Consider the following 14,829-nt stretch of genomic DNA (forward strand, 5'->3'; position numbering starts at 1 on the left):
TATAAACAATAAATAATCAAATTACCATGACTCTACTGATTCTTATTCTGATAGCGATTCCTGTTTGTATCTTGACAATTCTATTATGGATATACAATGATTATAAAAAGTACAAAAGACAGAATTGCTTCTTAATTTTATTGTTTTTGGTTTTACCTGCCACAATACAAGCTCAATACACAGACAAAAATTGCTGTGTAAACTCTAAATGGCATGAAAATCCCAAAGAAATATTAGAGCATACGACTGGAAGTTTCACTACTTCCCATGGTTGTTGACAATAAACCACAATTCTTCAATACCTTCAATTTTATCATTACGCCAATCAAAATCGATTATGATACTCCAAGACATTAAAAGCCGTCTTAACGAAACGCGAAACTGGTACATTGTACTGACATTGCCCCGAAAAGAAAGAAAAACCAAAGAAACTTTGGAAAATAAAGGCATGATAACTTATCTCCCTACCATTTACGTAAAACGCAGATGGAAAGAACAAGTAAAAGAAATACAGATTCCCGCTGTAAACAGATGCGTATTTATTTACGCTACCGGTACAGAGCTAGAGGGATTAAAAGGAACATATTCTACTCTTCCGATAGAAATGACGGAAGTAGGACATTAGAGTTGACTTTACAACTGGAAAGGAAAAAAGGGGGACACCGTGATGGTATCCCCCTTTTTGCTGTGTGACCCCGGTGCGATTCAAACGCACGACCTTCAGAACCGGAATCTGACGCTCTATTCACTAAGCTACGGAGCCTTAAATGCGGGGACAAAAGTATAAAAAAATCGGGCATATTCCTAATGATTTGTCTTTTTTTACAGTAAAAGCCTATAAATAAGAATATTATTTTGAGAGCCACAACTGGTTAATAAGAAACAAATTGCTCATAAAATTAGCCAAACACGATGCAAATATAAATATTATACCTATATTTGCCGGACAAAAACATAGTACACACTTATGAGTTATTTGATAAAACCAAAGGGTTATAAACCCTTATTGGACTTAAAACAAACAGAATTAGGAATCAAACAGATTAAAGAGTTCTTCCAATTGAACCTTTCATCGGAATTACGTTTGCGCCGCGTCACAGCCCCGCTTTTCGTATTGAAAGGTATGGGTATTAATGACGATTTGAATGGCGTAGAACGTGCCGTATCATTCCCTATCAAAGACTTGGGAGATGCACAAGCCGAAGTAGTACATTCTCTTGCCAAATGGAAGCGATTGACATTGGCAGACTATAATATTGAATCCGGATATGGTATTTACACGGACATGAATGCCATACGCTCAGACGAAGAGTTGGGAAATCTTCATTCTCTCTATGTAGACCAATGGGACTGGGAACGTGTCATCACCACCGAAGACCGGAACGTGAACTTCCTGAAAGAAATTGTGACTCGTATTTATGCAGCCATGATACGTACAGAATATATGGTGTATGAAATGTACCCTCAGATTAAGCCTTGTCTGCCTCAGAAGTTACATTTCATTCATGCGGAAGAGTTACGTCAACTTTATCCGGATCTGGAACCCAAATGCCGCGAACATGCCATTACGAAAAAATATGGTGCTGTATTCATTATCGGTATTGGCTGCAAACTAAGCGATGGAGAGAAACACGACGGACGTGCCCCGGACTATGATGACTATACCACAGAAGGATTGAATGGTCTTCCGGGCTTGAATGGTGACCTTTTATTATGGGATAATGTATTGCAGCGCAGCATTGAGCTATCATCCATGGGTATCCGTGTAGATAAGGAAGCCCTGCAACGCCAGTTGAAACAAGAGGGAGAAGAAAAACGACTGGAACTCTATTTTCATAAACGCCTGATGAATGACACATTACCCCTTTCTATAGGTGGTGGTATCGGTCAATCACGTCTTTGTATGTTCTATTTAAGAAAAGCTCATATCGGCGAAATTCAAGCCAGTATCTGGCCGGAAGATATGCGTGAAGAGTGTAAGGAACACAATATTTACTTGATTTAATACCCAGATACATATAGGGATATTCAGTAAATGTCCCTCTTTCTTATAAATTAAGAGAACAGTTTTACTTTACGTGAGCTTTTCTCTTAATTTTTTTGTGTAAAGTCTCAAGTCTTCTATCTTTTTAATAGAATATTATTTACATATTCTTATTTTTTCTTCCCAACGGTACATTATGTATATGTCTTTTTAGGGGAAGTTAAAACCCTCTCCTCTTTTCTTCTTCTTCTTTTAGTCTGATTATGCAGCCGTTCTTTTTTTCTTTTCGACCTTTTCTATCATAGATACCGCATTGGCCGTATGTATTCCAAAGAAAATCCAAAGTATTTCCGTTTTCCTGTTTCTGGCTTTTATTCTGGCCAGTGAGTAATGTTGTTTCTGTGTTCCAAAACTTCCTTCCAGACGGGTAGCCCTCTCACGGCTGAGTTCCGACCGTAAGATTTTCCGAAGTGGCTCATCTTTGGCAGCTCTTCCCTTACGCTTAAAGGAAGTACTTATATGATATTTAGTACAAAATTTCCGGTTGGCATTATTAGCATAGATTGAATCCGCTGCAAGCGCCTTAACCCTGACCTTGGTCAGTTGTTGTTGCAAATGAATACAGTCTTTCAAACGTACTCCTTCGTTAAAAGCCTTAAAGGAGATATGCTCTATGAAGGAGATTCCATCTATCTGTATATTGTTGACCTTGGCTCCGAACTCAACGGATTTGGTTTCCTTGCCTCTGATAATGGGGCGAAGGTAATGCCGGTCGATACTCACGATACGGTTGGACACTTTTTTGCCTGCAAATAAATTCTTCCCTTGCTCAAGGACCGTCTGTATGACCGAGAAACGTCTTTGGTAATCAGAGGATAGTGTAAGCCTGTGCCTGTAGGATGAATGAAGATGCTCCAGCTGGTCCAGTAACTTTTCCAATAACTGAAGTAGCCTGCGTTTAATCATACGGGTCTGTGATTTCCTGCGTTTACGCAGTTTACTGTAAGCAAGGTAGGCACGGCTTACATCAAGATACTTGTTACGGGGACGTTGTATGTGCAATGTACGGCAATGTTTGCACAGATGGCGATGAAGCCATACAATACCTTCCCATAAGAGTTTGACATCAGTAGGAAAGCGCAAATGACTTTCATAACAGGTGGCATCGGTCATACAGACATGAAGGTTCTCAAGATAAGGTTTCCAATGCTCAGCCAGAATAAGCTGGAGGGACTCAATATCAAGGCGGTCCGCTAGTTCCTGACGAATCGCACTGACGATTTTAGGATTGGTCAGTGGATGAAGAGGATCAATCTGAACACCACAAAATAACTGGTAATGAATATTACCGTTTAAATGCTCAATCAGTTGTGCATCGGAAAAGTTGGTATAGGACTTCAGGACCATCAAGGCTATTTTACCTTCGGGAGAAAAATAACTTTTACGACCCAAAGCAGAGGACTTCAAATGCATTTGTCGGGCCAGTTCCGAGAAAGGAAACAGGGCATGGAGGCGACCTAATTCGCTCGTTGCAAAACTTTGACGATATTTTTTTAGCATATCGAACTCGGTAAAACCTAAACAAGGTTCGATTTCGGATATTTTTTGTATCTTTACCATGTGTTTTTAGTTTAGATTACCCCCGTTTTGGCCGTCAAACCGTTTTTTGGGGGGAATGCTTAAAGATACAAAAAAGGCAACTAACTCGCAATGAATTAGTTGCCTTAAATTTTATTATTTTACGAATATCCCCATATAGAAAAGGCAGAGATTTTATGATTTCTGTCTTTTCTGTTTATACTCTGTTCGAAGAAATAAAAAGAATGCTCTATTACAGGAATCAGATTAAAATTGTATCTTAGCATCCGAAACTTTTAACACACAAAATTATGAACGTTCAAATAGAAGAAAGTTGGAAAGCACGTTTGGAACCGGAATTTGAAAAAGATTATTTTCATACACTAACGGATTTTGTACGGGAAGAATACAGTCATTATCCGATATACCCTCCGGGAAAACTCATATTCAACGCTTTCAATCTTTGCCCATTCGATAAGGTGAAAGTAGTTATTATCGGTCAGGACCCTTACCATGGTCCCGGACAAGCTCATGGTTTATGCTTTTCTGTGAACGACGGAGTTCGTTTCCCTCCTTCATTGATTAATATATTCAAAGAAATAAAAGATGATATTGGTACGGCTGCTCCCACCACTGGAAATCTGACTCGCTGGGCCGAGCAAGGTGTCCTGCTCCTGAATGCAACCTTAACTGTCCGTGCCCATCAGGCAGGTTCTCATCAGAACCGCGGCTGGGAGACTTTTACGGACGCTGCCATACGTGTCCTTGCCGAACAGCGTGAACACCTCGTATTCATCCTCTGGGGATCTTATGCACAGCGTAAGGGCGCATTCATCGACCGGAGCAAGCATCTTGTTCTGACTTCCGCGCATCCCTCTCCCCTATCTGCCTACAATGGCTTCTTTGGAAATAAGCATTTTAGCAGAGCGAATGCCTATTTGAAAGAACATGGAAAACAAGAAATAGCGTGGTAAAAAGCAATTCCTAATCAGAAATAAAGATATCCCCTTCTACACTGAAGCATTCCGATAAATAAATCGTTGCAACAGTATAGAAGGGGATATTTTTTTATGAAAAAGCAAATGCAGTGAAAGGAATATCAAATGGATTCTTAATACCATTTAATATTAGTCTGTGTCTGACTCTTCTTATCATATTTCAAATCTTGCAGAATACTGGCATTGGCACGGATAACGAAGCTATAGTACTTCCATGTGCCAAAAGGAGAAAGACTGGCAGACATGCTGAAACAGTGCAAGTCACGCGTTATATTGAAAGAAGTCTGCACTATCTTTTTAGCATTAAAGTCATAACCGGAGTTGAAGCTGACTGCCCACTTATTGGAAATCTTAACATTACCATTAATATTAAGCGCATTCAGACTAAACTTATACGGATAACGCATACTCTCTCTGTTGATTGGTCTGGAGGTATCTTCTGTTATATTAAAGCCTGTACTCAGATTTATAGACCAAGGCATTTTGAAAACCTGATAACCGTCATCATCTACAGCTGCTTTTTCCTTCTTCCGCTTGGTAGGCGTATTACTTGTTCCCGCATCATCAGTTTCGTCACTTTCACTGTCCGCATCGGTCTGTTCGTTTCCTTTTCCATCATCTTCACTCTTCTCTCCGGTAAAGAATGCTTTCCACTTCTTCCATGTATCGTTATTAAGAGTGTAACTGAAAGAGTTCCCATAGCCCTGGAAACGTCCAAAACGTCCGTAAGACCACTCTGTGCGGTCACTCGTTACAACCCTACCGTTTTTATCAAAGGCATAAGCATAAGTAGCAAAGACTGAACTCATACTGAAGGTATAGTTCTTACTCAATTTCAAACGCAAATTTAATGTCAGGTTACTCCATGGACGCACCTTAGCAGCCGTATTATAAGAAATACTCGCACCCAACTCATCAATCAAACTGACCTTGCGTATTGAGTCATTCTTATCCTTATATTTCATTTCCAAGTTATTGGATATCTGGAATGAAATATTTCCAGATCTTCCTTGTCCAGGCACTCCAAACATTTGTCCCGCATATGGAGAATAAGTGATCGTATCTTGTGTTCCATCAGCATTGGGTTTAATATAAGTATCATAGTAACCATAGCGGGAAGAACCAAAGTCAGGAGCTGCACTGATACTGACAGAAGGAGTTATGACATGTCGAATCTGTATTTCCTTTTTCTTCATAAACAAAGGTTTATACATACCATAAATCTTTGTATTAACACCCAGACTGGCACTATAGTTATATACTCGATGGAAACCATAAATAGTATCTGTTTCTACTTCCCGCCCACTGGTGCCTATATTCGGATCCCAGTCTTTCATCACCTTACGTGTATACCAACGCTCCGTATAGCTCACCGATGGAGTTACATTGAAGTACTTGAACAATGTAAACGTAGCGCTGACAGGTATTTCATGTTTCATTCCGTTCTTCCAGTCCTTCACCAGATTGGATTTGAACAGAAGATCATCTTTCGTAGTAATGCTGTTAGAAAGGCGACCACTATAACGAAGAGAAATCTTCTCATACCACTTCTCATTACCTACTGCATTTTTCCGTTTGAAAGGAAAAATAGTACTTAAAGTAATATTCAAATCCGGTAAAGTTACGGCAATCGAAGAGTCCTTCATGTTTTGTGCAATATTACCGGTAGCCGCAATAGAAAGTTTCTGATTGGGAAAGTTACGTGAATAGCTGACACTAGATGTTTTGGTATTCTGCGTCATAGCCTGCGAATTGTACAAATTACCGATATTAGTACGCTCATAGCTACTGGACGAGAAGTTCACACTGGCCGAGAATGACGAATTTGGACTGGCTTTGGGATCCTGGCGATGTGACCAAACAACTTTGAAGTCTTTTGCTACTGCATAGTCATCCAAGCCCTTATCACCGGTTTTAGTCACCTGATAGCTGGCTTGAAACAGACCGGAGAATTTATAACGAACATTATAATTGGTTTCCGCATTCAAAGCCCAGGAGCCTTTCGTAAAGATATCACCGCGCAGCTTCAAATCCATCTTATCGCTGATAGCGAAATAGTAACCACCATCCGTCAAACCAAATCCACGGGTAGAGTCATCCATATAACTTGGCATGATGAAACCTGATGAATAACTACTGGAGAAAGGAAAGAAGAAAAACGGTACGGCAAGAGGTAGCGGAACATCCTCAATAACCAGATAAGCAGGGCCCGTCACTACATTTTTCTTGGGGCGTACTTTGGCATAGGTCATCTGCATGTAGAAGTGAGGATGATCATGATTATCACAGGTAGTATAACGGCCACTCTTCATGTACAACTCATCGTTCATACCCTTCTTAGCATTATTACCAGTCACATACCCCTCGCCTTGCTGACTGACTACATTACTGATCAACCCCTTTTTACTCTTAAAATTATACCGAATCGTATTCGTCTCATAAGGTGTATCCCCATCTTTGAAGACCGGTCTTCCTTTTATGACTTTTAATGAGTCTTCCACACCATGGGCAAAAACCGTACTACTGTCCATATTCATAGTAATCACCTCGGCAGCCAACTCTATCTTCTGATAGTTCACCTTCCCATCTCCATATAAATTGGCAATACCATTCTGAGTAAACACAATAGAGTCAGTAGCTTCATAAATCACCGGAGCATCCAAAGGCTGCTTTTTCTTACCGGTAGGCTGCAATTGTATCGTATCGTTTTGCAGAGTATCCCCTTTCAACAAAGTGTCTCCTCTTTGTACACCTTCTATATTAAAGGTATCTGTCCGCTCGATTCCTGCGGGAACAGTTCTTCCACGCCGACGTTGCGAAAAAGCCTCGCCGGAGAGCAGGAGTAAGACAAGTAGTAGTATGAATGATATGAATGTATTTGCTTTCAATGGCGTAATCAACTTATAGTTTCCGCTTGAAGGGGCAAAAGTACGTAAATTATACGGATAATCTCCCTTTTTAAAGAAATTTAGATTGCTACAAGAACTGTTCGCACCAGCGATCAAAACGTTTCAGACCTGCATTACCAAAATTAGAAAGACTTTTTCGGGCTTTCTCCACTGTTTTTTCCCGCTCCAGATGAGTCTTGGAATAAAACTTATCGGCAAAGCAAACGACTTGCTCTTCCAGGCTAACCGGGAGCATATCCCGATGAGGTACTGGCAGGTTTTGCGAAATAATATCGTCCAAAGATAGCCCTGCGCCCGTATGCCTTTCACATACTAATGCATGACGGGGATATCCTTCCTGACGCATCAGATCCGCCCCTAAATAGCCATGGCAGACATAGGGCTGATCGCCAAAACAGAAGATACCCGGAGCATTAGTCAGAAAGATACCTATATCATGCAACATGCCGGCTTCATATAAAAAGTCTTTATCCAACTGAAGCTCCGGATGGTGATCAGCAATTGAAAGAGCCTTCTCGGCCACCAAACGACTATGCACCAACAAGATGTGTTTCCGTTCATTATCCTCCGGATAATATTTATCAATGATTGTAACGGGTAACATTTATTTCTTTTTAAACTTATACATATAAATCTCATCACGCAAATCGCAACTGCGCTTCTTCGTAAGGAAAATCTCTTCAAAATCGTATGTATTTCCAAATTCTTCAAACAACAGTTCTTTTCCTCTCTCCGGCAAAACAACATATCCCTCACCAGACGGCAAATCCTTCTCAAAATGACGCATCTGATCATTCATATAGAAGTTTGCACAATAGAAGCTCATGCCATCATATGAGTAGACCGTTCCCTGCGGCACATATTCCCTGATTTGGTTAACCAAGTGCTTGTCCGATTTAACTGCCAACACTGTAGGTTGATAGACCCCATCCAGAGAAACGAAAAGACAAAGCATACATCCGGCGATACTATATAATAAGGAGTAAGCGCCGGCCCGCCTCGCTACTCCCATCCATGTGCAGACAGCCGCTATCAAAGGAAGCACCACCAGACACCATTTAGGAATAGACAGAGAAACCGCTTCCAAAGCATGCATAAAAGATACATTTTCAGCAGCATGACGGCCGGTTCCAAAAAGACTATCCGGTATCAGCCCTAAACGTACCACTATGAAAGTAACCGTAAGTATCAAACACAGAGACGCAAATATATGTGCAGAGATTTTAAATACTTTTGCCCCACGCTGCACCAAAGCTAATAAATATTCAGCTATCAGCACTGCCATAAATGGATAGATGGGAAGCAGATAAACGCTACGTTTACTCTTGGGGATGCAATAGAATATGAAAATAAAGAGAATTACCACCCATGTGAACAATTGCAAGGGCGACTGTGAACGGAATTCTTTCCAGGCTTTCCCGATACGTTCGCCGAAAGGTGTCCCCTCAGGCAACACACGCATGTCTTTCCACTTCAGCCCAAAGAGAGATATCAGCAATACCAAAGTCCAAGGTATCCAGCCCCAGATAACAGTCAGGAAATTATACCATATCGGATTCTCATGTGACCCGTAGGACATCTTTCCCATGAAGCGACCGGTATTCTCTTCCAACATTAAATCGACAAAAGACTGTCCGCCTTGTGCATAAGCAGCGCCCGCCCAGGCTGCATAAGGAATCAGAGAAAGGATTCCTACAGGCAATAGCAAAAAGAATGTCTTCCAGAAAGAATGTCCACGCAACAACTGGTAAAGACCGATACAGACACATGGGAATATAGAACCTACCGGTCCTTTGGTCAATGTGGCACAGCCCATCAGTAAAACAGCCAGCCAGGGAATGCCGCGGCACTCCTTCTCATCCCAACGAAACAGTAAACACAATGAAATAACAATAAACGACACCTGCAACATATCTACACGACAAGCTACCGCTGCCCGATGTACTTCAAAAGAAGACAGAAGAAGAATAGAAGTCAGAAAAGCCGTTTTTACACCTTTACGTTTTGCTATAAAAGAGAAGAACACCAACTGCATAGCCAAGAATGCAATGGCAGACGGCAGACGGGATGAATACTCTGACACTCCTCCAAAAAGGGAAGAGATGGCAGCAATGGTCCAGTAAAGGAAAGGAGGCTTATAAGCTATATCGGTACCATAATTCACCGGAAGTATCCAGTTACCACTCTCTAACATAGAAAAGGCAACAATGGCCTCACGTGGTTCCCCTTTAGTATAAAAAATGGTTTCCCCCAGAAAAGGGAGTATCACAAACATACTGAGTAGCGCTATAAACCAGAACGCTTTCTTCCTATCATCTGACATATATTTCTGTTTTTAGTGATTTCTGTGCGCAAAAGTACGAATTATTCTGCAACAATCCCTAACTTTGCCTTCTCAATTCTATGAATATGAAGAGACTGAAAAAACTGCCGGAATTTATTCGTTTCATTATGGTAGGCGTCTTTGCCACCGCTCTGCACTATGGTTTATATTTTATATTCCAGCGATTCATCAATGTAAATATAGCCTACAGCATAGGCTACATACTCAGCTTTATTGCTAATTTTTATCTGACAGCCCTTTTTACCTTCGGAAAGAAGCCATCCTGGAAGAAAGCTTTTGGCTTCGGGGGAGCCCATCTGATCAACTATATCCTGCATATAAGTTTACTGAATCTGTTCCTTTGGCTAGGCTTTTCCAAACCCTTAGCCCCCATACCGGTATTTACCATCGCTATCCCGGTAAACTTCCTGCTAGTGAGATTTGTTTTCAAATACAAAGAAAGATAATTTGTTTTTCTCCCGATTTCTTACGAATATTGCAAAAAGAATAATTGATTATGAAAAAATCTCCAGTACTCGCTATCGTAGTACCTTGCTACAAAGAAGAAGCTGTATTACACGAAACACATAAAAGACTCAGTCTCCTATTGGATAAACTGATAACAGAACGACACATTTCTCAGGATAGTTATATCTTATATGTAAATGATGGCAGTACAGATCAGACCTGGCCTATCATCAAGGATTTACACCAAAATACCCCCTATGCCTGCGGGCTGAATCTAGCCGGAAATGTGGGACACCAAAATGCACTCATGGCCGGACTGAATGCCGTCAAAGAACGATGTGATGTTGCCATTTCCATAGATGCCGACTTGCAAGATGACGTCAACGCCATTCCCGAAATGCTCGAACGCTACCAGGAGGAATGTGATATTGTTTATGGTGTACGCCGGGAACGCAAAACTGACACTTTCTTTAAACGTACCACTGCCCTCGCTTTCTACAAGTTGATGAAAATAATGGGAGTAAAGTCGGTTTATAACCATGCGGATTATCGCTTGATGAGTTGCCGTGCTATACAACAACTTTGCCGTTTTCGCGAGCGCAATCTCTATCTGCGCGGACTGGTGCCTCTCATCGGTTACCAAACCGCCTGTGTTTACTATAATCGCGACAAGCGTTTTGCCGGAGAATCAAAATATCCATTCAAGAAGATGTTGAACTTTGCCATCGACGGAATCACATCTTTCTCAGTCAAACCTGTGCGCATGGTTTTCTGGCTGGGCTGTACTTTTATACTGATAGCCGTATGCGTTACCATCTGGACGCTACGCGCTTACTATTTCCACGACACTGTGCCCGGATGGTCATCTCTGATGATTTCCCTCTGGCTGGTAGGTGGTACAATATTGGTATCCCTGGGAATTGTAGGCGAATATATCGGTAAAATCTACATTGAAGTAAAGGACAGGCCAAGATATAACGAGGAAGAATTGTTGTTGCGTTAATGTTATGCTTCTTCCCTCTTTCTCTTTTTCCATAGCTGCCAGCTATTGATCAGATTCTGCCATAAGACATAAGATCCCGGTCCCACGGAGGAAAGTGGATTCAGATAAGTATATGCCATCCAGATAGCAAGAACCGTATTTTTCTGTCCCAGTGCCTGCCCGCCACTGATACGGTCATTATAACGTCCACCTATATTCTTACCCAGAAAGAATTGCAGGCAACAAGCCACTAATCCGGCAAAGGCTATCAGTATTTCCACCGAAACCGGTGCATCACTGATTACCAGGGAACGAATTGTTTGCCCGGATACAATAGCAAGCGCTATGCCCCACAAATAAAAAGCAAGATCATGGAAACCCAATAGAAAATGATGTACACGGGGCATAAACACTCTCAGAAACCACGCCAGGAAGAAAGGGAACAACAACAACGGAAACACTTTACTCAGGATTTTCAGGAAAGCGGCAAAGAAAGTCATGTCGGCATGAGGCTCCACTAACGGAAAAACCAAAGGAACCGCTACTGCCGCCAGCAAATTAGAAAATAAGGTATAAGTAGTCAACGTAGATGCACTGCCTCCTAACTTGCCAGTGATGACAGCCGCCGCAGTAGCAGTTGGACAAATCACACAAACCATCGCCCCCTCAAATACTTCCCGATATATTTCATCCATCGGACAGCATACCAGCAAAGCGGCAATTTCCAGACATGAAATTGTCTGAAACAGCAGCAACCAGCCATGCCATGCTTTAGGTTTCAGTTCATTCAATTTTTCTACTTTACAAAAAGTAAGCAACAGTTGGGCAAAGATCAGCAGCGGAGTAATATACGCAATCAAATCATTAATATATGGTTTGGTAGGCGCCAAGAAAGGGACATTTGCAAGGATAAAGTATCCCAAAGTACCTGAAAGCATCGCCAGTGGCAATGTCCAGTTCTTAAGAAAACGAACTAACATACCTTTTTTTTATTTAATTTGCGGGTGCAAAGTTAGTCTGTTTTAAAGAAATCTCTCACAAATCCCGGGGAAAAGTAACAAAACTTCATGTAAAACGTGAGTTTTCTATAAATTTCCACTACATTTGCAACGACTTTTGGGTATGAAACTATATAAACGACACATATTATATATCTGTATTTGTTTCGGGCTGTTCATCTCTCCTTTTTGCACTACCAGCATCGAAGCAAAAGACTTCGTTGTCGTTATTGACGCCGGGCATGGCGGTCATGACCCTGGTGCTTTAGGCCGAATCTCCAAAGAAAAGACTATCAACCTGAATGTTGCCCTCAAATTAGGCAAACAGATAAAAAGGAATTGCCCTGATGTAAAAGTAGTGTATACCCGTGAAAGAGATGTATTTATCCCACTTGACAGACGTGCGGAAATAGCCAATAATGTTAAAGCTGATTTATTCATTTCCATTCATACCAATTCCGTAGCGGGTGGTAAAACAGTCAAAGGGGCCTCTACATGGACGCTCGGCTTAGCCAAGTCGGATGCCAATTTAGAAGTCGCCAAACGGGAGAACTCCGTAATTTTATACGAAAGTGATTACAAGACGCGGTACGCAGGATTCAATCCAAACTCAGCCGAATCTTATATCATCTTTGAATTCATGCAAGATAAATACATGTCTCAGAGCGTACACCTTGCCTCATTGGTACAGAAAGAATTCCGCCATACCTGTAAGCGTGCAGACCGTGGTGTACACCAGGCGGGGTTCCTTGTATTGAAAGCAAGTGCCATGCCCAGCATCCTGGTAGAACTCGGTTTTATATCCAATCCGGAAGAAGAACGTTATCTCAATTCGGAAGCGGGAACCACCACACTTGCCAACGGAATATTCCGTGCTTTCCTGTCTTATAAACGTGAACATGAAATACGGATGACAGGAAGCAGCCGCACCCTACTACCAGAGGATACGGATGCCGGCAGGGTAGAAGAAGAGATACCTGCCCCCTCCGTTTCCAATAACACCGAAACCAAACAAAATACAGAAAAAGTAGCTGACAGGCAAACCGATAGTGCTGCTCCAGTGTTTAAAATACAGATACTTACTTCTTCTCGTCCACTTGCCACCAATGACAAACGACTAAAAGGGCTGAAAGGTGTAGAGTATTATCAGGAAGGCGGACTTTGTAAATACACATATGGTGCGTCAACCGATTATAATAAGGTATTACGAACCAAACGGGAGATAGCACCAAAATTCAAAGACGCATTTATCATTGCTTTTAAAAACGGAAAGAAGACAAGCGTCAGCGTTGCTATCGAAGAATTTAAAAAGAAAAGAAATAAATAATAAGACTATAACATCATGATGAAGTATCTTACTAAAGAAGTTAGAATAGGAATTGCGGGCATTGTTGCTCTCTGCATATTGGTATATGGTATCAACTACCTGAAAGGTATCCATATGTTCAAGCCTACCAACTATTTCTACGTCAAGTTCCATAACATTAATGGATTGACCAAATCAAGTCCGGTCTTTGCCGATGGATTTCGTGTAGGTATTGTACGCGACCTTTATTATGACTACAATGAACCAGGAAAAGTGGTAGCAGAGATAGATGTAGACCCGGAACTGCGTATTCCCAAAGGCAGTACCGCCGAATTAGCCTCCGAACTGATGGGTGGTGTAAAAATGAACTTACTACTTGCCAATAATCCACGCGAGAAGTATCTGACAGGTGATACCCTACAAGGCAATGTCAACAATGGTGTAATGGACCAGGTAGCCACTATCATGCCTCAGGTAGAAAAGATGCTTCCCAAACTAGACTCTATCCTTGCTTCACTGAATACAATCCTTGGAGACCCGGCAATTCCCGGTACACTGCACAGCGTGCAAAACACAATGGCAAGCATGGAAGTTACCAGCAGACAGTTACAGGCCATTATGAGTAAAGATATTCCCCAGCTTACTAAAAAGCTGAATACTATAGGAGATAATTTCGTCACTGTCAGTGATAATCTGAAAGAAATAGATTACGCTGCCGCATTTGCCAGAATAGATTCTACTTTAGCAAATGCAAAAATGATTACAGACCAATTAGGCCGGAAAGACAATACAATCGGCTTGTTGTTAAACGATCCATCGCTTTACAATAATTTGAATGCCACAACAGCCAATGCTGCCAGCCTTCTTGAAGACCTGAAATCACATCCGAAAAGGTATGTTCATTTCTCCCTGTTCGGCAAAAAAGATAAGTAGGAAAAATCTCTTTAAATAGAATAAGTCTAAATAATAGGAGCAAACAGAATTGGAAGAAAAAGCCTCAGTAAGTCCATGTAGAAACTAAAGCATTCCCATCTGTCAGATTATTAAAAAAATTAAAAGCCTTATTCCTTTCTTATATATCATCCTATAAAACAGATACTTATAAAAATGCAATAGCCTCCTTGTGGGGCTATTTACATGAAACAAGATAAGTAGTTGAAAGTAAAGAGATTATTGTTTTTAGATAAAAAGCAAGAAAAAACACATTTGTTTTTCTCAAATAAGATTGCGAATTTTGCATGCGTAGAAGTTTTGCTTAATTAATAAATGTATTTAAAGCCGTT

At 41.1% G+C, this 14,829-nt stretch carries 12 protein-coding genes and 1 tRNA gene; 7 read left to right on the forward strand and 6 right to left on the reverse strand.

Annotated features, from left to right (window positions below; translation table 11 throughout):
- The first annotated feature begins 337 nt into the window (after nt 1-337).
- Nucleotides 338-625: a UpxY family transcription antiterminator gene (locus VYM24_RS25220; protein ID WP_291554799.1), complete on the forward strand. Its 288-nt coding sequence runs from the start codon at nt 338-340 to the stop codon at nt 623-625.
- A gap of 65 nt (nt 626-690) precedes the next feature.
- On the opposite strand, the gene VYM24_RS25225 is transcribed toward VYM24_RS25220, so the two are convergent.
- Nucleotides 691-763 (reverse strand) — tRNA-Arg (locus VYM24_RS25225).
- Between the two features lie 204 nt (nt 764-967).
- Here VYM24_RS25225 and asnA point away from each other — a divergent pair.
- On the forward strand, nt 968-2,005 hold the full coding sequence (gene asnA / locus VYM24_RS25230) for an aspartate--ammonia ligase (RefSeq protein WP_224320453.1): 1,038 nt from the start codon (nt 968-970) through the stop codon (nt 2,003-2,005).
- Between the two features lie 240 nt (nt 2,006-2,245).
- On the opposite strand, the gene VYM24_RS25235 is transcribed toward asnA, so the two are convergent.
- Entirely contained in the window at nt 2,246-3,604 is a 1,359-nt protein-coding gene (locus VYM24_RS25235; RefSeq protein ID WP_330940231.1) for a transposase, read from the reverse strand.
- 269 nt (nt 3,605-3,873) lie between these two features.
- On the opposite strand from VYM24_RS25235, the gene VYM24_RS25240 reads away from it, so the two are divergent.
- Nucleotides 3,874-4,536: a uracil-DNA glycosylase gene (locus tag VYM24_RS25240; protein ID WP_291554794.1), complete on the forward strand. Its 663-nt coding sequence runs from the start codon at nt 3,874-3,876 to the stop codon at nt 4,534-4,536.
- A gap of 137 nt (nt 4,537-4,673) precedes the next feature.
- On the opposite strand, the gene VYM24_RS25245 is transcribed toward VYM24_RS25240, so the two are convergent.
- From VYM24_RS25245 to VYM24_RS25255, 3 genes are all read right to left on the reverse strand, one after another.
- Complete coding sequence (locus VYM24_RS25245; protein ID WP_299088580.1) at nt 4,674-7,457, reverse strand: putative LPS assembly protein LptD; 2,784 nt, start codon at nt 7,455-7,457, stop codon at nt 4,674-4,676.
- Nucleotides 7,458-7,536: 79 nt separating this feature from the next.
- A complete protein-coding gene (locus tag VYM24_RS25250; RefSeq protein ID WP_299088563.1) occupies nt 7,537-8,073 on the reverse strand; it encodes an HD domain-containing protein in 537 nt (178 codons plus the stop codon).
- Nucleotides 8,074-9,792, reverse strand: a complete 1,719-nt coding sequence (locus VYM24_RS25255) for an ArnT family glycosyltransferase (protein ID WP_299088566.1) — start codon at nt 9,790-9,792, stop codon at nt 8,074-8,076.
- 86 nt (nt 9,793-9,878) lie between these two features.
- Here VYM24_RS25255 and VYM24_RS25260 point away from each other — a divergent pair, with 86 nt between their 5' ends.
- Both VYM24_RS25260 and VYM24_RS25265 read left to right on the forward strand, forming a co-directional pair.
- Nucleotides 9,879-10,259 (forward strand): GtrA family protein, encoded by a 381-nt coding sequence (locus VYM24_RS25260; protein ID WP_291554787.1) that lies wholly within the window; start codon nt 9,879-9,881, stop codon nt 10,257-10,259.
- A gap of 50 nt (nt 10,260-10,309) precedes the next feature.
- Nucleotides 10,310-11,263, forward strand: a complete 954-nt coding sequence (locus tag VYM24_RS25265) for a glycosyltransferase family 2 protein (RefSeq protein ID WP_299088569.1) — start codon at nt 10,310-10,312, stop codon at nt 11,261-11,263.
- 2 nt (nt 11,264-11,265) lie between these two features.
- Here the strand turns inward: VYM24_RS25265 and VYM24_RS25270 are convergent, their stop codons facing one another.
- Nucleotides 11,266-12,222 (reverse strand): transporter, encoded by a 957-nt coding sequence (locus tag VYM24_RS25270; protein ID WP_330941153.1) that lies wholly within the window; start codon nt 12,220-12,222, stop codon nt 11,266-11,268.
- A gap of 142 nt (nt 12,223-12,364) precedes the next feature.
- On the opposite strand from VYM24_RS25270, the gene VYM24_RS25275 reads away from it, so the two are divergent.
- Both VYM24_RS25275 and VYM24_RS25280 read left to right on the forward strand, forming a co-directional pair.
- Nucleotides 12,365-13,567 (forward strand): N-acetylmuramoyl-L-alanine amidase family protein, encoded by a 1,203-nt coding sequence (locus tag VYM24_RS25275; protein WP_330941154.1) that lies wholly within the window; start codon nt 12,365-12,367, stop codon nt 13,565-13,567.
- Between the two features lie 18 nt (nt 13,568-13,585).
- A complete protein-coding gene (locus VYM24_RS25280) occupies nt 13,586-14,479 on the forward strand; it encodes an MlaD family protein (RefSeq protein ID WP_291555202.1) in 894 nt (297 codons plus the stop codon).
- Nucleotides 14,480-14,829: the final 350 nt, after the last annotated feature.

The sequence above is a fragment of the Bacteroides sp. MSB163 genome, assembly GCF_036416795.1.
GTDB classification, from domain to species: domain Bacteria; phylum Bacteroidota; class Bacteroidia; order Bacteroidales; family Bacteroidaceae; genus Bacteroides; species Bacteroides maternus.

Excerpts from the sequence above, each read along its gene's own strand:
- VYM24_RS25265 (WP_299088569.1), top strand. The coding sequence starts at position 10,310 with ATGAAAAAATCTCCAGTACTCGCTATCGTAGTACCTTGCTACAAAGAA.
- VYM24_RS25220 (WP_291554799.1), top strand. The coding sequence starts at position 338 with ATGATACTCCAAGACATTAAAAGCCGTCTTAACGAAACGCGAAACTGG.
- VYM24_RS25250 (WP_299088563.1), bottom strand. The coding sequence starts at position 8,073 with ATGTTACCCGTTACAATCATTGATAAATATTATCCGGAGGATAATGAA.
- VYM24_RS25260 (WP_291554787.1), top strand. The coding sequence starts at position 9,879 with ATGAAGAGACTGAAAAAACTGCCGGAATTTATTCGTTTCATTATGGTA.
- VYM24_RS25255 (WP_299088566.1), bottom strand. The coding sequence starts at position 9,792 with ATGTCAGATGATAGGAAGAAAGCGTTCTGGTTTATAGCGCTACTCAGT.
- VYM24_RS25235 (WP_330940231.1), bottom strand. The coding sequence starts at position 3,604 with ATGGTAAAGATACAAAAAATATCCGAAATCGAACCTTGTTTAGGTTTT.
- VYM24_RS25240 (WP_291554794.1), top strand. The coding sequence starts at position 3,874 with ATGAACGTTCAAATAGAAGAAAGTTGGAAAGCACGTTTGGAACCGGAA.
- asnA (WP_224320453.1), top strand. The coding sequence starts at position 968 with ATGAGTTATTTGATAAAACCAAAGGGTTATAAACCCTTATTGGACTTA.
- VYM24_RS25275 (WP_330941154.1), top strand. The coding sequence starts at position 12,365 with ATGAAACTATATAAACGACACATATTATATATCTGTATTTGTTTCGGG.
- VYM24_RS25270 (WP_330941153.1), bottom strand. The coding sequence starts at position 12,222 with ATGTTAGTTCGTTTTCTTAAGAACTGGACATTGCCACTGGCGATGCTT.
- VYM24_RS25280 (WP_291555202.1), top strand. The coding sequence starts at position 13,586 with ATGAAGTATCTTACTAAAGAAGTTAGAATAGGAATTGCGGGCATTGTT.